Raw genomic sequence first — 24,248 nt, forward strand, 5'->3', positions numbered from 1 at the left:
AGGCTATATATGCGGCACCCCTCCAAGCCCGGGAAAGCCGCATGCCTTCATCCTTTCAGACGTTCTTCCGCCGGTCGACGGCACTGCTGGCGCTGCTGACCCTCGGCGCCTGCGCGCAACTGCCGCAGAACGTCGATCGCCCCGTCTCGACCGCCATCGCCGCGCCGGCCACCGGCACCGCGCTGGCCGACCTGGTGCAGCAGCGCCGGCAGGCCGAGAAGGCCCGCTACGAATCCGGCTTCCTTCTGCTGGGAGGTCCGCAGGCGGCCTACGGCAGCCGCCTCGCGCTGATCGAAGGCGCACAGAAGACGCTGGACCTCCAGTACTACGCGATCCACGCCGACGCCAGCACCGGCCGCCTGGTGCGCGGCCTGCGCGCGGCCGCCGAGCGCGGCGTGCGGGTGCGCGTGCTGCTCGACGACTTCCACTCCACCGGCCGCGACGCGCTGGTGCTCGGCCTGGCCTTCATTCCCAACATCCAGATGCGGCTGTTCAACCCGCTCGCGGGTTCGCGCGATTCCACCTTCAGCCGCCTGCTCAACTCGATCGACGACGCCTCGCGCATCCAGCAGCGCATGCACAACAAGCTGTTCCTGGCCGACAACGTGCTGGGCGTGACGGGCGGGCGCAACCTGGGCGACGCCTACTTCGGCAACGCGACCAATGGCAACTTCGTCGATGTCGACGTGCTGGCCGCCGGCCCCATCGTGCAGGACCTGTCGCGCAGCTTCGACAGCTACTGGAACAACGAGCGCGCCTACCCGGTGCAGTCGCTGGTCACCCGCGAGGAGCTGCAGGCCATGCGCGACCGCGCGCGAAAGGCCGCCAAGGAACTGGCCGAGGAATCGGCCCGGCAGCAGGAAGGAGGCGCCGGAACGCCCACAGCCGAACAGCGCGCCCGAGCCTGGGACGAGAAGCCGCTCGACCTGCGCACAGCCACCTTCGTCTGGGCGCCGGCCGTGATGCTGGCCGACAAGCCCGGCAAGATTCCCGCCGACTCCGGCCCCGGCAACGCGAAGGCTCCGGGCCTGGTGGTCAGCCGTCCCGACGACAAGGCCGGAAGTTCTCGCGGCCCGGCCTCGCTGGAAGCCGCCTCCGACATCGCAGCCAGCGGCGACACCGTGGTCGAGGGACTGCTGCAGCTCATCGGCCAGGCACGAACCGACCTGACCATCATCTCGCCCTACTTCGTGCCCGGAAAGGACATGCTGCAGGCCTTCTCCACGGCCCGCGCCCGCAACGTGCGCATCCGCGTGCTGACCAACTCGCTGGCCTCCAACGACGCGCCGGTGGCGCACGTGGGCTACGCGCGCCACCGCGAGGAACTGCTGAAGATGGGCATCGAGCTCTACGAACTGCGCAGCGAGCAGGCGAGCTTCGGCAATGTCTTCGGTTCCTCGGGCGGCAGCAGCGCCCCCGGCGAATCGCGCGCGATGCTGCACTCCAAGGTGCTGGTGATGGACGGCCGGCTGCTGGTGGTGGGCTCGATGAACCTCGACCTGCGCTCCCAGCTGCAGAACACCGAGATCGCACTGCTGATCCGCAGCAACGAGCTTTCGCGCGCCGCCACCGAGCAGATCGAGCGCGGCATGCGCGAGCGCTCATGGCGCGTCGAGCTGGTCGACGGCTCGCTGGTGTGGCGCGCGCCCCAGGGCAGCGGCCTGAAGGACGCCACCACCGAGCCCGACGCCGGCGCCATGCTGCGGCTGATGCTCAAGCTCTTCGGGCCGCTGGCGCCCGACCAGCTGCTCTGAGAGCGGAAGCGGCACCGGTCAGTGCTTGTGCTGGTGCGCCGCACCGGCCGCGCCGCCGGCATCCGCGCCTTCGGGCGCACCCACGGGCAGCGTCACGTCGAGCGTGGTCTTGGCGCCCTTGGCGTCCTGGAAAGTCAGCGTCATCGGCACGGTCGCGCCTTTCGCCAGCGCGCCCTTCAGGTCCATCATCATCACGTGGTAGCCGCCGGGCTTGAGCTCGACGGTCTGGCCCGCGGGCAGGTCGAGGCCGGCCGAGAGCTCGCGCATCTTCATGGTGTCGCCCTCCATCTTCATCTCGTGCACTTCGGCGACACCGGCGGCCGGCGTGGAGATGCCCACCAGCTTCGCGCCGGTGGGTGAGGTCAGCTTCATGAAGGCGCCGGTGCCGCTCTGGCCCGGCACCGACTGGCGCACCCAGCCGTCGCGCACGTCGACCGTGGCCACGCCCTGCGCCACCACGTTGAGCTTCGCGGCCGGGCTCTTCAGGCCGGCGGTGGAGCTGCCCGAGGCCGGCACCTCGGCCCAGTCGGCAGCGCCCACGTCGCAGGTCTGAAGCACCTTGAACCACAGCGTGCCCGGCGTGGCGGGCACCTTGCCGCGCAGCACGAACTCGGCGCGCTCGCTGCCGGGCAGCGCGTTCCCGGGCGTCTCGGCGGTCCAGCGGACCTCGCCTTCGCCGTCCTTGGCGCCCTTGTGCACGTCGAGCTTCCAGCCCTTGCGCGCCTGGGCGTCGCTCAGGATGAAGCCCCTGGGCAGGCGCACGGCCAGGCCGGTGGTGGCCTTGGCGCCTTCGCAGGCGTGGCCGACGCGGAAGGCGGCGTCGTAGTCGCTGCCGACGGTCACGCCGCCCGGGCGCAGGGTGACGTGCGCCACCGCGGCGCCCATGCCGGCCAGCATGGCGCATGCGGCGGTGGTCCTGAGGATGGCCATCGAAGTCGTTTTGTTCATGTCGTTTGGTCCTTGCGGTTGGAACGGGGAGTCATCGATCAAAGGTCGAACTTGAGTTCGGCCACGTAGGTGCGCTGCGGATACGGGTGGAAGGCCCAGTACTTGTTGTTGTTCAGGTTGTCGATGCCGAAGGAAGCGCTCCACTGCCGGTCGATCCGGTAGCGTATGCGCGCATCGACCACGAAGAACTTCGAGAAGCCCATGTACGCGAAGCCGTTGGGGTCGCTGTTGTCCAGGGTGCCGTACTGCCTGCCGTTGTAGCGCGCGCCCACGGTGTAGCTCCAGCGGTCGTCGGGCCGGTAGGTGGCCAGCAGCGTGGCGCGCACCCTCGGCACGCGCGGCTGGTCGTGGCCGACGCTGGCCGCGAAGCCGTTGTTGGCGGCGATCTTCGAGCGGGTCAGCGTGAGGCTGCCGCTCAGGTCCAGCCCGCGCACGCCGACGTCGACCGCGTTCAGCGCCACCTCCAGCCCGCGGGTGCGGATGGCGTCGACGTTCTGCACGGTGCTCACGAGGTTGGTGAGCGCCTGCGTATAGAGCGCGTCCCTGGTGTTCTCGAAAAAGAGCGTGGTGCGCAGCACGCCGTCGAGCCCCCAGCCCTTGAGGTCGCGCTCTGCCGTGAGTTCGGTGGTCCACGAGCGCTCGGGACGCAGGTTCGGGTTGGTGTTGACGATGCGGTTGCCGTCGATGGAGCCCTGGTAGAGCTCGCTCACTGTGGGCATGCGCACCGCGCGGCCGGTCGAGGCCTTGAGCAGCCAGTCGGAGGTGGCCTGCCAGGCGATGGCCGCCTTGGGCGAGCCGTAGCTGTTCTTGCGCGGCGCAAAGTTCAACAGCGTGCTGGCGTTGCCGAGCTGGCCGCCGTAGGCCTCCCAGCGCTCGTGGCGCAGGCCGAGCGTGGTCTTCCAGTCCTTCGCGAAGCGCCAGGTGTCCTGCACGTAGAGCGACTGCAGCCGGGTGTTGCCATTGAAGGCCGAGAACGGCGAGACGGGCGAGCCGCCGATCCAGTCGAGCGTGTTGCCGACGCTGGTGCGAAGCCGCGCCGTGTCCTGCTGGAAGCCGAAGTCGACCACATGCGTGCCCACGCCCTCGGCCGAGCCGGTGGGCCGCCAGGTGCCGGCCGCCTTGAAGGTGTTCCAGCCAGTACCGCCCATGTCGGTGGTGCGGCCCGGGCCACCGCCGAAGGCGCCCGGCAGCGGCGTGGTGGGCGTGCGGGAGGTGTCGCGCGAGTAGTCGTAGAGGCTGGCCGCCACCTCCCAGTCAAACACGCCGCCGGTGTGGCTCTTGACCGAAAGCCCGTGCATGTAGTGCGTGAGCGCGGTCTCGGTGGGCGCTAGCGCGGCACTGGGGGAATCGAGGTTGTAGCTGCGCCCGCCGATGTTCACCCGCCCGCCGTACACCGGCCGACCGAAGGCGTCACGCAGCCAGGTGTCGACGCCGCCGTGGGTGGTGTTGTTCCATGCGCCGAGCGTGTAGGTGGCGCGCACGGTGGGCGAGAAGTCGTAGGCCAGCTTGAGCTTGGCCTGCTCCTGCGTGGTGTCGTAGATGGTGGAGCCGCCGACCAGCCACCAGGGCTGGTTCGACGGGTTCAGGCCGCCCACCGCGCCGGTCACCGGCGTGCCCGCGTTGCCCACGGTGCCGGCGCTCACAAGCCGGTTGCCGAACACCAGCGCCTGCCCCTTGCTGTGCGTGCGCGAGGCGCTGAGCCACCACGACCAGTCGCCGCTGCGGCTGCCCAGCGACAGGTCGAGCTGCTGGCCGGCCGGCGAGGAATGGCTGTTGTAGAGGTCGAAGTTGGAGACGAAGCCGCTGAGCTTGACGTGTGCCTCGAACTTGGTGGGCATGCGCGTGACGTAGTCGACCACCGCACCCACCGAGTTGCCGGGGTAGGCCGCCGAGAACGGCCCGTAGAGCACGTCGACGCGCTCGATCTCCTCAGGCGACACCATGCCCCAGCGCGGCGCATAGGTGGCGCCGTTGCCCAGCGGGTTCGACAGCATGATGCCGTCGGCGTACACCATCGAGCGCGCGCTGTTGCCGGTGCCCGAGGCGCGCGTGGCGAGCACCGCGTGGTTGAAGTCGCCGATGTAGCGCTTGCGCACGACCAGGCTCGGCAGGTACTTCAGCGCGTCCTCGCTGTCGGTGGCGTTGACGGTCTCGACGATCTGCTCGTGCGTCACGCCCTCGATGGTGGTGGGGATCTGCGCGGGCAGCGAAGTCGGCCGGCCGCCGGTCACGGTGATGGTGTTGAGCGAGCGGCCGCCGGGGCCGCCTTCAGACGCCTCGGCCGGCTGCAGTTGCTGCGCCAGCGCGGGCGCACCGAGGGGAAATGCCATGGCGATCGCCAGGGCGCGGGAATGCTTTTTCAAGAGGAACCTTCTCCACGAAGCTTCGAACCGGACAGGCCGGACAAGCCGCGCACGCGCTTCGGTCGCGCGTGCACGGCTACGGTTTTGAGAGCGTCAGGAGAAGGTCGGGGGCCCGCGCGCCGGCAGCGGCGCCGCGGTGGCCGCGGCAAGGCGCGCGGCGGGAATGGGCTGGACCACGCGGCCCAGCGGAAGGGGAAGATCGAAAACCGGGGCGGCCATGGCCGGCGGCGGTGCGCCGGTCAGCACGCACAGCGGGCAGTCCATGTGCGAGGCGCCCATTTCCTTCACGCCGTCCTCGGTGTGGACCACCACCTTGATGGAGCCCGCGGCGGAGCAAACCAGCTCCATGGCCTGCGGGTTCACCAGCGGCGACGCCACCGCCACGCCCAGCGACATCACGAACCACAGCAGCAGCAAACGCCCGGCGAGGGCGATGGAGCGGGTGGATCGGTGCAGCGCGTGCATGGCGGCCGCGATTATCTGCGCACTTTGCCCTTGGCGGCAGGGGCCGGGGCCTTGGAAGGCGCGGCCTTGCCGGCTGCCTTGGCCGGCGCGCGGGCCCCGCCCCTGGGCGCGGCGGGCGCCGCCTTGGCCGACTTTCCGCCTCTTGCGGCAGCCGCGGGCGCCGCCTTTGCGCGCTGGCCCTTGACCGCCTTGCCGCCGCGCGCGGCCCTGGGCGCCGGCGACGGCGCCGCGAGCGCGGGCATCGGCTGCGCGGTCTGCTCCTGCGCGTTGGTCAGCACCGGCGTCACGGTGAAGCCGCGCGCCGCCATCAGCGTCGGCAGGCCCTGCGGGCCGATCATGTGCAGCGCACCGACCGCGGCGAACACGCCCTTGCCGCTGGCGTGCAGGCGTTCGATGCCGTCGGCGAGGTTCGGATTGCGGTCGTCGAGCAGGCGCTTGAGCAGCCGCTGCTCGGCGGGCGTGTTGAGGCAGTCGCACCACTCGGAGTAGCGGGCCAGCCGGGCGGCATCGCTGCGGGCCCAGACGTCGGCCAGCTCCTTGATCTGGCCCCGCAGCTTGCCCGACTCGAGTTCGTCGAGGGCCGCGTCGACCTGCTCGGCCTCCTCGGCTTCGGAATTGCCGGTCAGCACCTTGAGCTGGTCTTGCGCATTCTCGAGAGCGACGATGGGCTTGTTGCCGTTGCGCGCGGCGACGGCCAGCGTCTCGTCCACGCCGAATTCAGGATAAAGGCCATCGGCACGCCCCACCAGCCCGGCCAGCGCCGTGACCTGCAGGATCGGCTGCAGCTTCGACAGCGAGCCCGGCGGCACGCAGGCTTCGCTGTTCTGGCGCTCCAGCCGGCGGGCGCGCTCGCCGCTGAGCATGCGGGCCAGCAGCTCGGGGTCGGCCGGACGGGCCATGGCGCGCGCGGTGGCTTCGTCGCGCATGTCGAGTTCGAGGGCGACGGTGTCGCTCTGCGTCAGCGCCTTCTGGATGGTGGGGCCGGGCCGCACCCAGTCGCCACGGCCGATGTGGATGGTTCCGTACAGCCACGAGGTGCGCCCGTCGCGCTCGATGCGCCAGAGCACGCCGCGGTCGACGCCGTTGCGCATGGCAACGCCGGGCTTCTCGAGGCTGGCGATGGCGGAAGGCGGGCAGGCGGCCTGGGCCGCCCCGAAGGTGAAGAGGAAAGCGATGCCGCACAGGGGCGCGGCGAGGATCCGGAGTATCCGCAATGCTTGCTCCACGATGAAAGAAAGTCCGGCATTCTCACAGCACCGCTGCCCATAATCCGAAACCATGCAAAGCATCTTCCACCTTGCCTTCAATGTCCGCGACCTCGACGGCGCCCGCCGCTTCTATGGCGGCGTACTCGGTTGCGCCGAAGGCCGAAGCACCGACACCTGGGTCGACTTCGACTTCTTCGGCCACCAGATTTCCCTTCATCTGGGCGAACCCTTCGCCACCGCCCGTACCGGCCGCGTCGGCGACGTGATGGTGCCCATGCCGCACTTCGGCCTCGCGCTCGCGCTGCCCGACTGGCAGGCGATGGCGCAGCGGCTGGAGGCCGCCGGCACCGAGTTCGTGCTGAAGCCGCAGGTGCGCTTCGAGGGACAGCCCGGCGAGCAGTGGACGATGTTCTTCCACGACCCGTTCGGCAATCCGATCGAGGTGAAGGGCTTCCGTTCCCTGGACTCCCTCTACGACAAGTAAGCAAATGATCCCGCGCCCGGCCGCCGTCATCGCGCCCCTGGCGCTGCTGTGCGCCACCCTCGCGCACGCCCAGCTCGACTGCGAGCTCAACGGCCGCCCCGTGAACCCCGACAACGGCAGCAGCACCGCCGGCAAGACCGGCCTGCTGCGCTGCAAGGACCGCGCGAGCGGCGAGCTGCAGCGCGAGGAACAGATACAGAACGGCGTGTCGATGGGCCTGGTGCGCATCTACGAGAAGGGCAAGCTCGCCAGGGAGCAAAGCGTCAACGCCAAGGGCAACCTGCAGGGCCGCGCCCGCGAGTTCTCGCCCACCGGCCGCGTACTGCGCGACGCCACCTACGACGATGGCCAGGAGCGCGGCCTGGTGCGCAGCTTCTACCCCGACGGCAAGCTGCGCCGCGCGATCTTCTATCCGACCTCCGACACCGGCGGAGGCAACGAGCGCGCCTCGGTCGAGTTCACCGAGCACGGCCAGCTCTCGGCCCTGCGCTGCGCCGACGCGCCCACGCTGGCGCCGGTGGTCGACGACGCGAAGCTCTGCGGCTTCTCGGGCACCGGCCCCTCGCAGGTCGACCTGTTCGACGCGCGCGGCATCCTGCGCTCGCGCCTCGCGTACGTGTCGGGCAAGCGGGTGCGCGCGCAGAGCTTCTACGACAACGGCAAGACCTCGTCGCTCGACGAGACGGTGGGCAACCAGCGCGTCGAGCAGAGCTTTTCATCGGAAGGCGTCAAGCGCCGCGAGACCGCCTTCCTGCTGGTGGAGCGCACGAGCATCCGCGTGCGCGAGCAGGCCTTCTCCGAAAAGGGAACGCTGGTGCGCGACCAGCGCTGGAACAGCGCGGGCGAACCGATCGTCGACGACAGCTACTACCTCAACGGCCAGCCGCGCAGCAAGTCGGCCTACAGCAGCAGCGGCGACACGCGCACCGTCGAAGTCACCGAGTTCTACGACAGCGGCCAGCGCGCCGCGCAGGGCCGCTACGAGATCCAGGGCCGCAACCGGCAGATCCCGGTCGGCACCCACCAGCGCTTCAGCGAGAAGGGAACGCTGCTGGCCGAGTCGAGCTTCGACGCCAAGGGCCGCGTCACGCGCGAGCGCGTGTGGGACGAGAACGGCGAACTGCAGCGCGACGACGAAGTCTTCGAGGACGGCTCGCGCAAGGCATATACAAGGTAACGCCCCCAGGCTCCGCGCACTTCGTGCGCTGCGCCAACCCCCTACCGGGGGCAACACCTGCGGCCCGGCGAAGCCGGTTCCGCGGTGTCCCGCGAAAAGAGCTGCTCCTGGCGAGCTCAGTCCAGCTTGATTCCTGCCTGCTTGATGATCGGGCCCCAGCGCTTCGATTCCGCGCGCGACAGCGCCGCGAACTGTGCCGGCGTGCCCGGCATCGCTTCCATGCCGAAGTCGTCGAAGCGCTTCTGCACGGCCGGCGTGCCGAAGGCCTTGTTCAGGTCGCCGTTGAGCTTGCTGACCACCGCCGCCGGCAGGTTGGCCGGGCCCAGGATGCCCTGGAACGCGAACACCTCGGTGTTCGGCACGCCCACCTCGGCCAGCGTGGGCACGTTGGGCAGCGGCTTGCTGCGCGCGCCCGAGCCGATGGCCAGCACGCGCACCTTGTTGGTCTGCATGATCGGCAGGCCCGAGGCCAGGTCGAGGAACATGCAGGGCACCTGGCCGCCCATCACGTCGGCCATGGCCGGCGCGGCGCCGCGGTACGGGATGTGGGTGATGAAGGTGCCGGTGCGCACCTTGAACATCTCCATGGCCAGGTGGTGCGGCGAGCCGTTGCCGGGCGAGGCGTAGTTGACCTTGCCAGGGTTGGCCTTCACGTACGCGAGGAACTCCTTGAAGTTCTTCGCCGGGAAGTCGGGGTGCACGACGAGCGCCAGCGGGAACTTGCCGATGGCGCCGATGTAGGTGAAGTCTTTCTCGGGGTTGAAGGGCAGCTTGCTGAACAGGTGCTCGTTGAAGGCCAGCACCGCGTTGTCGGCCGACAGGATCGTGTAGCCGTCGGGCTTGCTCTTGGCGACGATGTCGGCGCCGATGTTGGTCGAGGCGCCGGGGCGGTTGTCCACCACGATCTGCTGGCCCAGCGTCTGGCGCATGGCCTCGGCCAGCACGCGCGCGATCACGTCGGTGCCGCCGCCCGCCGGATAGGGCACGACCCACTTGATGAGCTGTGCGGGGTACTCCTGCGCGCGGGCGAAGGGCGATGCGGCCATTGCGGCGCCGGAGGCGAGCGTGGCGAGAAGGGTGCGGCGATCCATGGAATCAGTCTCCAATCTGCTGGTTGTATGTATGTCGTTCCGGAAATCAGGAAGCGGACAGCGATGGTACGGGCAGAGCCCGCAGCGCGTCGGCCAGTGCGGCGCGGCAGCGTGCCTCGTCGCCGACCTGCTCGAACAGCAGCAGCGCGAGCCGCGCGAGGAACAGCGATTCGCGCTCGGCGCCGGCTTCGGTGATGGCGCGGGCGCACTCGGCATAGAGGCGGTCGCGGGCGTCGGGTTGGAGCTGCGGTGCGGTGGTGGTGGTCATGCGGAAATCTCCCGGGCCGCGCGGGCCAGTGCGGGTTGCAGGGCGCCGGCCGGCAGGCGATGCCAGCGGGCGGCCACGTGGCCGTCGGGGCGCAGCAGGTAGACGGCGCCGTCCCTTGCGCCCAGCGCTTCGAACACGGCAGGCGATGCGTGCGCGTCGGCCCCATCGATGCCCGGGCTCGCGATGCTGCGCACGACGAAGGGCAGCGCGCCCTTGCGCGCCCGTTCCACATCGGCGGCAGGCAGCGCGACCAGCTCGGGCCGCAGCACCAGCAGCGTGAAGCTGGGCGCGATCCAGTCGGTGAGATGGCCGCGCTCGAGCTGCTGCTCGGGCATCGCCTCGCCCGGCAGCGGGCCGGCGGGCAGCGCGTCGCTTTCGCTCGACAGCGGCGATGCCGCATAGCGCACCGCCTGCGTCTGGCGCGGGTTGATGAGCTGCGCGATGCCGCGGTGCTCCTCCGACAAAGACAGCGCCGCCTCGCGCAGCAGGTCGAAGCCGCGCGAGGGCGGCGACATGAATTCGGTGCTGCGCATCGCGTTCTCGGCGTTGACGTGGAAGGCCTCGATGCGCTCCTGCGAGTACGAATCGAGCAGCTCGGCCTCGGACAACCCCTTCGCGACGAAGGCCAGCTTCCATGCGAGGTTGTCCGCGTCGTCGAAGCCGGAGTTGAGCCCGCGCACGCCGAATATCGGCATCGCATGCGCCGCGTTGCCCGCGAAGACGACGCGGCCGTGGCGGTAGCTTTCGAGCGTCATCGCGCCGGCGCGGTAGACCGAGGTCCACACCGTCTTCCATGGCAGGTGGCCTTCGCCGATGGCGTCGAGGTGGCGCTGCACGAACTCGGCGATGGCGGCCGGCTGCAAAGCCTCCTCGGTGCTCTGGCCGGGGCGCAGCTGGTAGTCGATGCGCCAGATGTCGTCGGGCTGGCGGTGCATGAGCACGGTCGAGCCGGGGTTCCAGGGCGGGTCGAACCAGGCGCGGCGCTCGGTGGGGTGGCCGCTCTCGAGCTCGATGTCGATGATCACGTAGCGGCCTTCATAACCCGTGCCTTCGAGCGCGAGCCCCAGCGACTTGCGCACGAAGCTCTGGCCGCCGTCGCAGGCCGCGAGCCACTGGCCGCGCAGCCGGTACGCGCCTTCGGCATTGCGCACGTCGAGCGTCACACCCTCCTCGTCCTGCGCGAGGCCGGTGAGCTCGGTGCCCCAGCGTATGTCGACGAGCCCCGGCGTGCGCTCGTTGCGGCGCAGGATCTCCTGCAGCAGGTAGTGCTCGGCGTAGTACTGCTCGAGGTTGATCATCGGCGGCAGCTTCTGCCGCTCGTCGTGCGGCATCTCGAAGCGGAACACCTCGGCGGTCTTGTAGAAGCTGCGTCCGCCGGTCCAGGGCAGGCCCTTGTCCATGAAGGCGCCCAGCACGCCGAGCCGCTCCATGATCTCCAGGCTGCGGCGCGAGATGCAGGCCGCACGGCTGCCGACGCACACGGTGTCGTCGGCTTCGAGGATCACGCTGCGCACGCCGTGGTTCGCGAGCCCCAGCGCGAGCGCCATGCCGACCGGTCCGCCGCCCGCGATCACCACCGGATGGCTGGCGGCTTCGATGCCGTCGGGGCCGAGTTCCGGCGTGCGGGTTTCGTAGCGCGTGTAGTGGAAGGCGCCGACCGAAGGCGGCAATCCGGCATCGGCGCCGGGCTTCGGCGGCACGGGGCCGTTGGCGGCATCGCCCAGAGTGGCGGCGGGGGAGTTCGTCATGCGGCGGGATTGTCCCGATGCGCGGCGAGCGGCAATGTCATAACTTCGTACGAAGTGTTTACCCGCATGCGCACCCTCTTCTACTTCTTTCGTCACCGATGAGACGCTGGCGCATCCACCCTTCCGAGGACGCCGCGCTGGCCGCCGCCGTGGTCGGCGACGTGCTCTCCGGCGTGGGCACGCCGCTGCTCGCGACCAGCTACCTCAAGGCCATGCAGCGCGTGATGCCGGTGACCTTCTGCACCGTGTTCGTGGTCGACGCGGCCGGGCGCATCGAACTGGTGTCGGCCGCCAGCAGCTACGGCAGCACGGCCGAGCGCACCTCCGAGCGCTACGTGGCGCAGCGCTTCGACCTGCTCGACCCGAACATGGCCTGGCTCGCCGCACGCAAGCTGCCCAGGCGCGCGCAGCTGTGGATGGGCCACCAGCGCGCCGACGAGGTGGCCGATCCGGTGTACCGCGCCGCCTGCTATGGCGACGTGGGCATCCGCGAACGCGCGTCGGTGCTGTTGCTTCAGCCCACGGGGCAGCGGGTGGCGGTGAGCTTCTATCGCAGCCTCGCGCAGCCGGAGTTCGGCGCGGCGGATTTCGCGCTCATCGAGGCCCATGCCACGCTGCTGGCCGACGCCACCGCGGCGCACAGCCGCAGCGCGGTCGGCGCCCGCAAGGCGGTGGAGCCCGCCCTGGCTGAAAGGCTGCTGCGCCTGAGCCTGCGCGAGCGCGAGGTCATCGGCCACCTGATGGCCGGCCGCACCGCCAAGGAGGCGGCACGCGAGATCGGCGTGGAGCTGACGACCGTGCGCACCCACCAGTACCGGGCGTTCCGGCGGCTGGGGATACGGTCGCAGAAGGAGCTGCTGCGCGGCGCGGGGCCGCACTGAGCGGGCCGCTTCAGTCTTCCGGGGTTTCCGCTTCGGCCTGTGGAGGTTCGTCGCCGGACTGCGGCTTGACCAGCGACACCGGCGCATCCTTCGGACGCCCCGCGGTGGACACGATCTCCTGGTCGATCGCGCCGAAGATCGAGCGCCCGTCCAGCCCCTTCATCTCGATGCGGATGGTGTCCCCGAACTTCATGAAGTCGGTGTAGGGCTGGCCGGTCTGGATGGTCTCGATGCAGCGCTTCTCGGCGATGCACGAATAGCCCTTGGGCCACTCCATCTGGCCGTCCTTCTTCTCCACGCCCTTGTTGCTCACGGTGCCGCTGCCGACGATGCTGCCGGCGCGCACGTTGCGGGTCTTGGCGATGTGGGCGATGAGCTGGCCGAAGTGGAAGGTCATTTCCGGGCCGGCGTCGCACATGCCGACCTTGCGGCCGTTCCAGCTGCTTTGCAGCGCAAGGTGCACGCGGCCGTGCTGCCAGGCCTCGCCGAGTTCGTCGAGCGTGACGGCCACGGGGCTGAAGGCGGTGGCGGGCTTGCTCTGGAAGAAGCCGAAGCCCTTGGCGAGTTCGGCCGGGATGAGGTTGCGCAGGCTCACGTCGTTGGCCAGCATCACGAGGCGGATGCCGTCGAGCGCCTGGTCGGGCGTGGCGCCCATGCGCACGTCGCCGGTGATGACCGCGATCTCGGCCTCGAAGTCGATGCCCATGGCCTCGCTGGGCACGACCACGTCGTCGGTCGGGCCGAGGAAATCGTCGCTGCCGCCCTGGTACATCAGCGGGTCGGTGTAGAAGCTCTCGGGCACCTCGGCGTTGCGCGCCTTGCGCACCAGTTCCACGTGGTTGATGTAGGCCGAGCCGTCGGCCCACTGGTAGGCGCGCGGCAGCGGGGCCATGCACATCGAGGGGTCGAAGGGAAAGGCGTGGCGCGCGCGGCCGGCGTTGAGGCTCGCGTACAGGTCCTGCAGCTGCGGGCTCATGAAGCCCCAGTCGTCCAGCACCTGCTGCAGCCGGTTCGCGATGCCGGTGGCGTAGTGGGCGAGCGTGAGGTCGCGCGATACGACAACGAGCTGGCCGTCGCGCGAGCCGTCCTTCAGGGTGGCGAGTTTCATGATGCGGTGCGTGCGTGAGGACTGGAGCGGGCCGCCGGCACGGGCCGGTCGCCGCTCCCACTTAAACTGGTTGAACGGGCGGCAGTTTACCGAGGTGGTCTTTGGTGAACCTCCGGGCCGGCGCCCCACTCCACTTACCGATGCCGACGCTCGTCGCCCCTTCTTCCTCGCCGTCGCTGCCTCCCGGCCTGCCGGGGCGTCCGTCGTGGCGGGTGCTGATCGGGCTGACGTTGCTGGTGGGGCTGGTCCACCTGCTGCTGCTCGGGCTGGCGCCGATGGCCATCGGGCCGGAGCCCTCGCCGCTGGCGAACAAGTTCAGCACACGCACCATCGTGATCGCGCCGCCGGCCGCCGAGGCGCCCGCGCCGGCAGCCGCCCCTGCGGAAGCGAAGCCCGCACCCCCCCCGAAGCCCAAGCGGCCGCGCGAAGCCTCGGTGCCCAGGCCGAAGCCGGCACCGAAGCCGGCCCCCGCCGAGCCGTCGCCCGAACCCGAGACAGCCGCGACACCGGCACCCGAAACGCCCGACCTGACAGCCCAGGCCGCTACCGATTCAGGAGCAGCACCACCCGAAGCGGCGGGCGGTGCGCCGGCTGGGGCGCCGGCTGGGGCGACATCGCCTTCCGGCGGCAGCGGAACCGGCACCCAGGCGGCGGCCGGCGGCGAGGCCTCGGGCACCATCGCCGGCACCCAGGCGATGAAGATACCGGGCTCGGTCACGCTGGACTTCGAGGCCACCGGCCAGAGCGGCGCCTCCCCCCAGCGCGGCGTGTTCGGCGAGCTGGTCTGGCTGCAGGACGGCACCCGCTACGACGGCCGGCTGACGCTCAAGGCAGTGTTCTTCACCCTGCTCAACTGGCACAGCACCGGGCGCATCGGCCCTTCCGGCCTGGAGCCGGAGCGGTACTCCGAAAGCCGCAAGTCCGAAGTGGCCTCGCATTTCGTGCGCGACCAGAACCAGATCGTCTTCAGCAACAACGCGCCCCCGGTGCCGCTGCTGCCGGGCGCGCAGGACCGCATGAGCGTGATGATGCAGCTCGGCGGCCTGCTGGCGGCCAGCCCGCAGCGCTATCCCGCCGGCACCAGGATCTCGGTGCAGACCGTGGGGCCCCGGGACGCCGAAGTCTGGGTCTTCGTGGTCGGCGAGGAAGAAAAGCTCAGCCTGCCCGCCGGCGAATTCATCGCCCGCAAGCTCACCCGCGACCCGCGCAAGGCCTTCGACAGGAAACTGGAACTCTGGCTGGCCCCGGAATACGGGTATCTACCCGTGCGGATCAGGCAAACCGAGGCCAACGGGGACTTCGCTGACGCGCAGTTGCGCAAACCCCTGCCCTCCGGCCCGCCCAATTGAGGAGAAAGTCACGCTAACGAAGCGAAAGGAGCCAGAGATAGGCCAATTAGCCAGTTGGTTTTACAGATAGACAACCTATCTTGAAACTGGCGCGTTGATTGCTATCTAACCCCCATGAACGCCATCGACATTCTCACAGGGCCCGCCATGAACATGCTTTATGACTCGGAGTCTTTCGTCGTCGTCCACGTGCAGCCCAATGAAGGCGAGGAGTCCGCGCAGCCGAACATGCCGGTCCTCGAACGCCATGGCTTCGAGATCGTGGACAAGCGTTCGGGCAAGGAGGTGTACCTCGACGGCTCCTGGGCCGAGCTGTTCCAGCAACAGATCGCCGCCTGGCAGCTCAACACCCCCACGCAGGAAGAGGTGGAAGACACGCTCGAGGGCTACGCCGAACTGGCGCACACCCCGGTCCTGGTGCACTGAGCCCGATCCGGCCGGTTTCCCGAGAAATCACCAAAAAGCGCCCCTCGGGGCGCTTTTTTCATTCCTTGCCGGCCTGCTCGCAGCGCCCTCAGCGGTAGATCCACCGGAACATCGGCCCCACGATCAGCAGCACCGCCACCAGCCGGCAGACCTGAAAGGCCGTGACCACCGGCACACCCAGCTGCAGCACCTTGGCGGTGATCGACATCTCGGCGATGCCACCCGGCGAGGTGCCCAGGATCACCGTGGCCGGGTGCAGCCCCGTCGCCCACGCCAGCAGCCATGCCACGCCACCGCAGAGCACCAGCATGCCGAAAGTGCCCAGAACCACCGAGCCCAGCCAGCGCGGCGCCGTGTGCAAAAACTCCCGGCTGAAGCGCACGCCCAGGCTCACCGCGATCACCAGCTGCGCCGCGTTCGACATCCACGTGGGCACGGCCGACAGCGACTGGCCCGCGATGGTGAAGCCCATCGCCACCAGCAGCGGCCCGATGAACCACGGGTTGGTGCGCTTCAGCGCGCGCATCGCGATCGCGCCGATGCCGGTCGCCGCCGCCAGCAACGCGAGGCCTCCGGGACTCACTTCGCGCACGCCGGGCGGGTTGATCTCCAGCCCGTGCAGGCCGCTCCACTGCATCGCGAACGGGATGGTCACCGTCACCACCACCAGCCGCAGGCTGTGCGCCGCGGCCACGAGGTCAGTGCGCGCGCCGGCCGACTCGGCCATCAGCGTCATCTCCGAGGCACCGCCGATGGCGCCGGAGAAGTAAGTCGTGGCTCTCATGGATTTCGCCGGCACCTGCGGCATGCGCGACGCATGCATCGCGTGCAGCCAGCGCCCGAATCCCATGCCCAGCAGCAGCGCCCACGCGATCGCCAGCACGATCGCCCACCAGACGCTGGCCACCAGCGCCACCACGTGCGGCGTGAAGTACAGCCCCAGCGCGGTGCCGATGGTCCACTGCCCCGCGTTGCGCAGCGGCGTGTAGCTCGCGGTGGGTGCGCCGGCAATCGAGGCCAGCGACACCGCGAGCAGCGGGCCGATCATCCAGGGCAGCGGCGTGCGCAGCGCCAGGCACGCGCCCGCGGCAGCGAGCGCCAGCAGCAGCGTGGCCAGCATGCGAACGGGATATCGGGAAGACACGGACCGGAAGAAGGGACGACAGGGAAAAGCGGCGGCGGACGGCACCGCGGGCGCGCGCCGGGGGCATAGTATGGCGCGATGCTTCTTCCTCACCGGCCCGCTCGGGCTTCCTGGCTGCCGCTGCTGCTCCCCCTCTTCGCCGCGGCCGCGCTCGCGGGCTGCTCGGCGCTTTCCAGCCTTTCCGCCTCGGGTGCCGATGCGCCCGACGCCCCCATCGCGCGCCGCGTCGCGGCACTGCAGCCGGTCGATGCCCTGCTGCTCGGCGAGCAGCACGACGCGAGCGAGCACCACGTCATCGAGCGCGAGACCGTCGAGGCGCTGGCCGCGCGCGGCCACCTCGCCGCGCTGGCGCTGGAGATGGCCGAGGAAGGCCGCAGCACCACGCAGCTCGCGTCCACCGCCACCGAAGCGCAGGTGCAGGCCGCGCTCGACTGGAGCGACAAGGCCTGGCCCTGGGCCAGCTACGGCCCCGCCGTGATGGCCGCCGTGCGCGCCGGCGTGCCGGTGGTCGGCGCCAACCTGCCGCGCTCGCGCATGAAGAACGCGATGGCCGACGTCTCGCTCGACGTCCAGCTCAACGGCGAGGCCTTCACCGCCCAGCAGGACGCCGTGCGCGACGGCCATTGCCGGATGCTCCCCGAATCGCAGATCGTTCCCATGACCCGCATCCAGGTGGGCCGCGACCGCGCGATGGCGCAGGCCATCGTCAAGGCGAGGAAGCCGGGCCAGACGGTGCTGCTCATCGCCGGCGCCGGCCACGTGGTGCGCGCGCTCGGCGTGCCGCAGCACCTGCCCGACGACGTGAAGATCGCCACCGTGCGGCTGCTGGCGGCACCGGCCTCCGCGGCCGGCCCCGAGACCGGCGACTACGACCGCATCTGGCGCACGCCGCCCCTGCCCGAGAAGGACTACTGCGCCGAGTTCAAGCGACAGGCCAGGCCGCAGCCCAAGACCTGAAGAAGAAAGAGAAGAGAAAAGAAAAAGCCGCCGGCCCGAAGGCCCGCGGCTTTTTTGTCGCCCTCGGAGCGCGGCAGCTCAGCGCGAGGTGATCGTCGACACGGCCGAGTTGCCCGTCGCCGACGCCGTGATCTGGTTGCCCGTGGTGCGCAGCGTGCTGTTGCCCACCGGGCCCGAGACGGCGACGCCGAAGTTCACGCTGGTCACCGTGGCCGTCACCGCGCCGCTGTTGACCTGGTAGTTGCCAATGGCCGCGCTCGGCGCGCCGGTGTTCAGCGCCGTCTGCGTCACGCGGTTGGTCGCGCTGTTGCCGAAGGCCTGCGCGGCCAGCGTATTGCCGGTGACGCCGGCCGTGCCGTTCGACACGCCCGCGCCGGTGCCGTTGAGCGCCACCTGGTAGCTGGCGCCCGTGCTCGTGGCCGTTACCGCGCCCGCGTTGTTCTGGCTGTTGAGGATTGCCGCGCTCGCGCCGACGTTCAGTGCCAGCGGCGCGCCGATCAGGCTCGACGAACCCACCGTGGCCGCGCCGCCGTAGCTGCTGCCGGCGCTGGATTCCAGCACGTTGGTCGCCGCATTGCCGCGCGCCAGCGCCGCCGTGGTGTTGCCGTCGAGCGAGACGGTGCTGCCGTTGAGCGGCACCGCGCCCGCCAGCGTGGCGTTGGTCACCGTGCTCGAAGTCGCCGTCACGCCCGCCGTACTGCCCTGCACGTTGAGGATGCCGGCGCTCGCGCCCTGCGTCGCGCTGCTCGCCACCGTGGCGGTGTTGGTCGCGCGGTTGGCCGCGGCTTCGGCGAAGGTGCTGTTGCCCGAGATGGTGAGCGCGCCGTTGGCCAGCGTCGTCGTGGGCGCGGCGTTGTCGTCGTTGTGGATCGAGGTGGCGGCCGTGCTGCTCACAGTCGACGCGGCCGTCTGGCGGTTCGACAGCACGTGGTCGCCGGTGGCCGACACGTTGTCGGGGCTGCCGGTCTCGGCGAGTGTGGCCGAGCCCGTCGCGCCCGCCGGCAGCGTGTTGACCGCGCTCACGCCCAGCGTGTTGGCCGCGTCGTTCATCACGCCCAGCGCGGCGTTGCTGTTGCCCGAGAGCCGCACCGTCGAGCCGGTGGAGCCCGCCGGCGCGAACACTTCGAGCGTGGAGGACGCCGTCACCGCCGCGGTGCCCGACTGGCTCGACTGCAGCGCGGTGCGCGCGCCCACGTTCGAGCCCGCCAGCGCCACGCTGTTGAGCGCCGTGTTGGCCACGGCCTTGGCGCTCTGGCTGTTGTTGGTCACGCCCAGCGTCGAGGTGCTCACTGCGGACAGCGGCGCCGAGTCGATGCCGATGACGCCCGTCGCGGTGGCCGACACCGCGCCGGAGCCCACCTGCACGTTGGCCAGCGCATGGTCGGCCGACACCGCCACGGCCGAGGCCGGTCCGCCCGTCGCGGTGGCCGATGCCGGCACTCCGCCGGTGATGGCGCCGCTCTTCACGTCGATGCTGTTGGTGGCGGCGCTGCCGGTGGCTGCGGCGATGGTGCTGTTGCCGTCCAGCGTGGCGCTGCTGCCCGCCAGCGCCGAGGGGCCGGTCAGCGTGAGCTTGGTCGAGTTGTTGGCGTTGGCGGTCACGGCCGCGCTGCTGTCCTGCGCGTTCAGCACTGCCGTCCTGGCCGACTGCGAGGCACCGCCTGCCAGCGATGCCGCGTTGGTCGCGCGGTTGGCCGAGGCCTCCGAATACGTCGTGTTGCCCGAGGCGGCGAAGCTGCTGTTGGTCAGGCCGGAGTTGCCGGGCACCAGGCGGTCTTCGTTGTAGATAGCTGTGTCGGCCGTGCTGGTGACCGAGGCGCCGGCCGACTGGCGGTTCACCAGCACCTGGTCGCCCGCCGCGATGGTGTTGCCCGGCAGCGGTCCCTGGGCGATGAGCGCCGGCACCGGCAGCGAGCCCGAGGTGCCGCCCGAAACGGAGAGCTTGTTGCTCACGTCGTTGATCACGCCCAGCGCCGTGTTCGCGTTGTTCGACAGCTTCGCCGCCGAGCCCGACACCGAAGCCGGCGCGAAGGCCTGCATGAAGGAGCGCGACTCCACCGCCGCCGTGCTGCCCTGCGAGGACATCAGCGCGGCGCGGGCCGACACGTCGGTGGCCGCGAGCGCGATCGCGTTGCTGCCGGTGTTGGCCACGGCCTTCGCGCTCTGCGTGTTGTTCGAGACACTCAGCGTCGAGCCCGAGATGACCGCGCCCGGCGCCGTGTCCACGCCGAAGGCCGCCGCCGCCTTGGAAGAGACGGTCGGGCTCGTCACCAGCTGGATGTTCGAGAGCGCATGGTCGGCCACCGCGCCTGCGATACCCCCGATGTTGGCCGCGCCGCCCAGCGGCAAGCCGTTGCCCACCGCGATGGTGTTGCCCTTCACGTCGATGCTGTTGGCCGCGGCGTTGCCGGTGGCCGAGCCGCCGGCGGAGTTTCCGTCCACCGTGACCTGCGAACCCTGGATGCTCGCGCCGCCCAGCACCGCTTGCACGCCGTCCTTGTTGGTCAGCAGCGGGCCTTCCTGGCCCGTGAGCGAGCTCACGGCGGCGCTGGTCAGCTGCAGGTTCTGCACCGCGCTGGTGGTCGAGACGCCGACGGCATCGATGGCCACGCCGTTGGCCGCGCTGTTGCTGGTCGCGCCGGCCAGCGTGGCGTTGCCGGTGGCGGCGATCTTCGAGTTGCTGACCGCGCCGCCGACCACGACATTCACTTCAGGCCCGCCGCTGCGCTGCGCCGACACCGTGCCCTGGCCCGACTGCGCGTTCTGCACGCTGAAGGCGGCGTTGGTGGCGAGCGCGTTGCCCGTGAGCGTCGCGCCCGACAGCGAGAGACCCGAGGTGTCGATGTTGTTGCCCGTCACCTTCACCGTGTTGCCGGTGGCGCGGCTGCCGTAGGCCAGCGCCTCCGCCGTGTTGCCCGAGCTGGTGACCGAGCCGCCGGTCAGCGTGCCCGTGACCGTGGTGCCCGCCACCACGCCGCCGGCCGCGATGGCCGAGACGACGGTGCCCGCGCCCGCCACCGCCTGCGTGTTGGTGACGTTGGCAACCGCGGCATTCGCGCCGCTCACGTTGTTGAGCTTCAGCGTCACGCCGCTGGCCGCGTCGTTGCCGTAGGCGGCGGCGACGAAGGCATTGCCGCTGTTGGCGACGCTGGCGCCGGAGACGTTGCCGGCGACAGCGGCCGCGAAGGTATTGGCGCCGGTGGCCGCCGAGTTGACGTTCGCCTGCACCGACTGGTCGTTCAGCACGCCGTAAGCAGCACTCACCGTGGGGAGCGCTCCTGCCGAGTTGCTGAAGGGCAGCCCGCTGAGCGCATCGACGGTGACGTTCGAGGCCGGCGTGATGCCCAGGCCGGGCGCCGCCGCCAGGTTGCCCGAACTCACGCCCAGCGTGTTGGTGGCCGAGTTGCCATAAGCGATGGCGCGCTGCAGGTTGTCGGTGAGCGCGGCCGAGCCGCCGGCGAGGTCGCCGTTCACCAGCAGCCGCGCCTCGGGGTTCGACAGCCCCGCGCCGACGGCCGAGTTCGCGTCGTTCATCTGCACGCTCGCGATGCCCGCGCCCGTGCCCACCGGGTTGCCGGCCAGCGTGAGCGTGTTGGTGGCACCGCTGCCCAGCGCCACGGCTTCCTGCCGGTTGCCGTCCAGCACCAGCGTGCTGTTGGCGACCGGCACGCCGCCACCATTGGCGACCAGCCAGATCTGCGAGCCGGCGTTGACCGCCGCGACGCCGCCGCCGTAGTTGCCCTGCAGGTTGGTGAGCGTGGCCGAGCCGCTGGCGGACACGCGCCCGTCGGAATCGGTGCCGCCCGTGAGCGCGGCATTGCCCGTGCCCAGCGCCACGGTACCCGCCTGCAATGCCAGGCTCTGTGTGATCTGGTTGCCCTGCGCGCTGGCCGCCGAGATGTTGTCGGAGACGCTGACCGAGCTGCCCGTGGTCTGGCCCGTGCCGGGCGACTCGCCGGTCTGCGCGGCGATGACCGAAGGCAGCAGCAACGCGCTGACCGGTGCATTCAGGTTGGCCTGCTGGTTCGACACCGCGGCGGTGCCGGTGAACGAGGCCGCGTTCTTGCCGGTGGCGATGCTGCTGGAGGCCGTGTTGCCGGCGACGGTGGCCGTGATGCTGTTGTCCGCCAGCGTGACCGCGCTGTTCTTGCTCGACTGCACGCCGGCCAGGATCTGCGCGCCCATGGTCTGCGCGACAGTGGTCACGCCGAGGTTGCCCTGGCTGTTGACGATGGCAAGGTCGCTGTTGACGTTGCTGGTGACGCCCGCGCCGTTGTGGATGCTGTTGTTGGACGCCGTGGCCGCCGTGCCGCTGCCCGCGACGCTCACGTCGCCGATCAGGATGCGGTTGCCCGCCACGCCGGCCGTGGCGCCCAGCGCCTCGTTGCCCGTGGCCTCGCTGGAGATCGCGTTGCCCTGCACAGAGAGCGAGCCCTGCAGCACGTTGGAGCCACCCGCGGGCGCGCCGCTGACGATGCCCATGACGACCGAGCCGGCGTTGGTGGCCGAGCGCGTCGCGAGGATGCCGTTGCCGTTCGCCTGCAGGTTCGCGACCACCGCCGAGCCGGCGAAGGTCGGCGCGCCGCCCGACTGGATCTCGGCCGTGCTGCTGGCGCTGTTGGCCTTGAGCACCGCCGAGATCGAATTGCGTTCCAGCGACGCGGCCGTGGTCAGCGTGTTGCCCGCGTTCGCGGTCAGCATCAGGTCGACCATGTTGCCCAGCACCGCCGCACTGGAGCCCTGCCCCGTGGCCGACTGCAGCGAGGTGACCACGATGTTGCCCTTGGCGTCGAAGAGCTGCGCGCCCGCCGGATAGGTCAGCACCGAGGTGCCCGGCTGCGCCGGCGCGGCGACGGCGGCCGCGCCCGAGATCACCGAGCTGCCGCTGTTGAGCGTGGTGGTGGCCGAGATGGTGTTGTCGGCATTGACCACGCTGCCGGCCTGCAGCGTGCTCGATTCGGAGGCGAGCTTGCTGCCGGTCACGCCGCTGTCGATGACGCCGGTGTTGGTCGCGACGCCGAGCGTGGCCGCATTGTTCACCGGCAAGCCGGGCGCGGCCTGGATGCCGTTGCCGAAGGTGTTGCCGGTGGCGGTCGCGCCTATCAGGTTGCCGCTGGTGCCGATCGCCACCGGGTTCGGGTTCGACGGCGTGCCGGTGGAGGTGGTGCCCACGGTGGCGCCGGTGATGGTGGCGTTGACGTTGGCCGAGTTGGTGATGCCCGCATTCACCGAAGGCGTGCCGGTGGCGGTGCCGCTGTAGGCCGCGTCCACCGAAGTCTCCGCGGCCTGCGCGCCGGAGGCCGCCGCGATCAGCGCCATCGCGACTGCGCTGCCGATGCTGCTGCGGCTGAACATGGGCGCGCGTGCGGCCCGGCTCTGGATCTTGCGTGCTTTCATGTCGTGACTCCTCGGATGTTGGATGCGGTCTGGCTTGGAAAACGGATGGACGCGCGATGCGCGCAACGCGCTGAGAGCAGGTCAGTCGCCCTTGACGGCGCCGTCGGAAGAAGACGAAGGCGCCGAGCCGCTGACCACCGGGCTGCCGATGCGCAGCTTGGCGATCTCCTGCAGCCCCGGGCCGTCGCGATGGATCGATGTGTCGGCCGCGTCGGGCCGCCAGGTGATGCTGATGGCGCCCGGCGCCACGCCGCGGTTGGCCAGCGCCGAGGTCACGGCCGCGATGCGCTGGTCGGTGAGCTCGTCGCGCTTGCGGGCGTCCCAGTTCTCGGTGTCGCGCGCCACCAGCACGATGTCGGTGGTGCCTTTCTTGGCCGCGCCGGCGATCTGGTCGATGAGCGCGAGCGAGGCGCCGCCCAGCGTGGTCGCGCCGAAGTCGAAGGGCACCTGCGTCGCCGTGCCCGTGAGGCGCGCGCCGCCCGCACCGCCAGCATTGACGGCCACGCCGCCCTGCGCCACTGGCGAGGTGACGGCCGCGCCGCCCACTGCGGCATCGCCGGGGTTGTCGACCTTGCGCAGATCGGCTGCCGGCGTGAGCGGAATCGGCTCGCCGCCGCCCGGGCGCATCGTCATGCAGGGCCGGTGGTCGACCTGCGTGACGGCGGCCATCAGGCGCACCACGCCCTCCTCCAGCGCGGCGCGCACGCCCATCTGAACCGGTTCCTGGCCCTTGGCGCCGATGTCCACGTCGTACAGCTTGCTGCCGAAGAAGCGGAACACGTTCAGGCCCACTTCGTAGCCGTTGAACTGCTTGGTGAGGCTCACGGTGCGCACCACCATCAGCGACCTGGTGTCGACGATGCGCAGGTCGATGCTCACCGACTGGCTGAAGGTGCGCGCCTTCACGCCCACCTGGTTCACGCCGAACTCGGCGCCGCCCGAGTTGATGTTGTAGTTGAGCTCGGTGATGCCGCCCACGATGAAGTAGTCGGACTTGTTGATGGTGCCGCCGAAGTACGGCAGCCACGGCACGTTCTGCCCGCCGTTGGGGCCGCCGAGCTGGTGCGTGCGGCCGTCGCCGAGCTGGCGGCGGTCGGCATACGCGAGCTCGCGCTCGGCGATCACCGGGTCGAAGCGCTCGGCGATGCTCACCGCGCCGCCGAGCTTGCCGAGTGCCGAATACACCATCAGCGCCCCACCCTGCGTGATGGCATTGCCCTCGTTGATGCTGTACTTGCCGGTGTAGTCCTTCACGTCGCCCACGCCGATGATCACCGGTGGGCGCCGCGTGGCCGCGATGTGGTCGGCGTAGCAGGCGAGCACCGCCTCCATCGGCGTGACGTTGTCGCGCACCGAGGGGCCGAGCACCACGGGTGCCTCGTTCGGTGCGAAGCGCTGCTGCGGCGCGGAGACGCAGCCGGCCAGCGCCAGCGTGGCGGCGGCTGCGAGGGCAAGGGTGCGTGCGATGCGGTGTTGCATG

At 70.4% G+C, this 24,248-nt stretch carries 18 protein-coding genes; 7 read left to right on the forward strand and 11 right to left on the reverse strand.

Annotated elements, in window-relative coordinates:
• Window positions 1-41: 41 nt before the first annotated feature.
• On the forward strand, window positions 42-1,754 hold the full coding sequence (locus tag ABL844_RS28670; protein WP_418129759.1) for a phospholipase D family protein: 1,713 nt from the start codon (window positions 42-44) through the stop codon (window positions 1,752-1,754).
• Window positions 1,755-1,772: 18 nt separating this feature from the next.
• Here ABL844_RS28670 and ABL844_RS28675 read toward each other — a convergent pair whose 3' ends face one another.
• The 4 genes from ABL844_RS28675 to ABL844_RS28690 all read right to left on the reverse strand — a co-directional run bounded on the left by ABL844_RS28675 (window position 1,773) and on the right by ABL844_RS28690 (window position 6,744).
• Window positions 1,773-2,702, reverse strand: coding sequence for a copper chaperone PCu(A)C (locus ABL844_RS28675; RefSeq protein WP_418118092.1), 930 nt, complete (start codon window positions 2,700-2,702; stop codon window positions 1,773-1,775).
• Window positions 2,703-2,740: 38 nt separating this feature from the next.
• Window positions 2,741-5,032, reverse strand: a complete 2,292-nt coding sequence (locus ABL844_RS28680) for a TonB-dependent receptor (RefSeq protein WP_418129760.1) — start codon at window positions 5,030-5,032, stop codon at window positions 2,741-2,743.
• Window positions 5,033-5,158: 126 nt separating this feature from the next.
• Complete coding sequence (locus ABL844_RS28685) at window positions 5,159-5,530, reverse strand: DUF2946 family protein (protein WP_418129761.1); 372 nt, start codon at window positions 5,528-5,530, stop codon at window positions 5,159-5,161.
• 11 nt (window positions 5,531-5,541) lie between these two features.
• Window positions 5,542-6,744, reverse strand: coding sequence for a TraB/GumN family protein (locus tag ABL844_RS28690; RefSeq protein WP_418129762.1), 1,203 nt, complete (start codon window positions 6,742-6,744; stop codon window positions 5,542-5,544).
• A gap of 64 nt (window positions 6,745-6,808) precedes the next feature.
• On the opposite strand from ABL844_RS28690, the gene ABL844_RS28695 reads away from it, so the two are divergent.
• Both ABL844_RS28695 and ABL844_RS28700 read left to right on the forward strand, forming a co-directional pair.
• Window positions 6,809-7,222, forward strand: coding sequence for a VOC family protein (locus tag ABL844_RS28695; protein ID WP_126025831.1), 414 nt, complete (start codon window positions 6,809-6,811; stop codon window positions 7,220-7,222).
• 4 nt (window positions 7,223-7,226) lie between these two features.
• Window positions 7,227-8,399: a toxin-antitoxin system YwqK family antitoxin gene (locus ABL844_RS28700; protein WP_418129763.1), complete on the forward strand. Its 1,173-nt coding sequence runs from the start codon at window positions 7,227-7,229 to the stop codon at window positions 8,397-8,399.
• Window positions 8,400-8,515: 116 nt separating this feature from the next.
• On the opposite strand, the gene ABL844_RS28705 is transcribed toward ABL844_RS28700, so the two are convergent.
• Genes ABL844_RS28705 through ABL844_RS28715 form a run of 3 tightly spaced genes read right to left on the reverse strand, consistent with a single transcriptional unit; the run spans window position 8,516 to window position 11,506 of the window.
• Complete coding sequence (locus ABL844_RS28705) at window positions 8,516-9,490, reverse strand: Bug family tripartite tricarboxylate transporter substrate binding protein (RefSeq protein WP_418129764.1); 975 nt, start codon at window positions 9,488-9,490, stop codon at window positions 8,516-8,518.
• A 46-nt stretch (window positions 9,491-9,536) separates the two neighbouring features.
• Window positions 9,537-9,758: a hypothetical protein gene (locus tag ABL844_RS28710; protein ID WP_176668361.1), complete on the reverse strand. Its 222-nt coding sequence runs from the start codon at window positions 9,756-9,758 to the stop codon at window positions 9,537-9,539.
• The gene (locus ABL844_RS28715) at window positions 9,755-11,506 is read right to left on the reverse strand and encodes an FAD-dependent monooxygenase (protein WP_418129765.1); all 1,752 of its coding nucleotides are present in this window, start codon (window positions 11,504-11,506) and stop codon (window positions 9,755-9,757) included. Before ABL844_RS28715 ends, ABL844_RS28710 begins: the two co-directional genes overlap by 4 nt.
• A gap of 98 nt (window positions 11,507-11,604) precedes the next feature.
• Here ABL844_RS28715 and ABL844_RS28720 point away from each other — a divergent pair, with 98 nt between their 5' ends.
• Window positions 11,605-12,387, forward strand: coding sequence for a LuxR C-terminal-related transcriptional regulator (locus tag ABL844_RS28720; protein ID WP_418129766.1), 783 nt, complete (start codon window positions 11,605-11,607; stop codon window positions 12,385-12,387).
• Window positions 12,388-12,397: 10 nt separating this feature from the next.
• On the opposite strand, the gene ABL844_RS28725 is transcribed toward ABL844_RS28720, so the two are convergent.
• Complete coding sequence (locus ABL844_RS28725) at window positions 12,398-13,495, reverse strand: fumarylacetoacetate hydrolase family protein (RefSeq protein ID WP_418129767.1); 1,098 nt, start codon at window positions 13,493-13,495, stop codon at window positions 12,398-12,400.
• A gap of 140 nt (window positions 13,496-13,635) precedes the next feature.
• Between ABL844_RS28725 and ABL844_RS28730 the strand changes: the two genes are divergently transcribed.
• The gene (locus ABL844_RS28730; protein ID WP_418129768.1) at window positions 13,636-14,844 is read left to right on the forward strand and encodes a DUF3108 domain-containing protein; all 1,209 of its coding nucleotides are present in this window, start codon (window positions 13,636-13,638) and stop codon (window positions 14,842-14,844) included.
• Window positions 14,845-14,991: 147 nt separating this feature from the next.
• A complete protein-coding gene (locus tag ABL844_RS28735; RefSeq protein WP_184642041.1) occupies window positions 14,992-15,270 on the forward strand; it encodes a DUF3567 domain-containing protein in 279 nt (92 codons plus the stop codon).
• Between the two features lie 88 nt (window positions 15,271-15,358).
• On the opposite strand, the gene ABL844_RS28740 is transcribed toward ABL844_RS28735, so the two are convergent.
• A complete protein-coding gene (locus tag ABL844_RS28740; RefSeq protein ID WP_418129769.1) occupies window positions 15,359-16,390 on the reverse strand; it encodes an AbrB family transcriptional regulator in 1,032 nt (343 codons plus the stop codon).
• 102 nt (window positions 16,391-16,492) lie between these two features.
• Between ABL844_RS28740 and ABL844_RS28745 the strand changes: the two genes are divergently transcribed.
• Window positions 16,493-17,371, forward strand: coding sequence for a ChaN family lipoprotein (locus tag ABL844_RS28745; RefSeq protein ID WP_418129770.1), 879 nt, complete (start codon window positions 16,493-16,495; stop codon window positions 17,369-17,371).
• 78 nt (window positions 17,372-17,449) lie between these two features.
• On the opposite strand, the gene ABL844_RS28750 is transcribed toward ABL844_RS28745, so the two are convergent.
• Together ABL844_RS28750 and ABL844_RS28755 are read right to left on the reverse strand one after the other, a co-directional pair.
• A complete protein-coding gene (locus ABL844_RS28750; protein ID WP_418129771.1) occupies window positions 17,450-22,768 on the reverse strand; it encodes a beta strand repeat-containing protein in 5,319 nt (1,772 codons plus the stop codon).
• Between the two features lie 81 nt (window positions 22,769-22,849).
• A complete protein-coding gene (locus tag ABL844_RS28755) occupies window positions 22,850-24,247 on the reverse strand; it encodes a CsgG/HfaB family protein (RefSeq protein ID WP_418129772.1) in 1,398 nt (465 codons plus the stop codon).
• Window position 24,248: the final 1 nt, after the last annotated feature.

Source organism: Variovorax sp. 278MFTsu5.1 (assembly GCF_048305045.1).
GTDB classification, from domain to species: domain Bacteria; phylum Pseudomonadota; class Gammaproteobacteria; order Burkholderiales; family Burkholderiaceae_C; genus Variovorax; species Variovorax guangxiensis.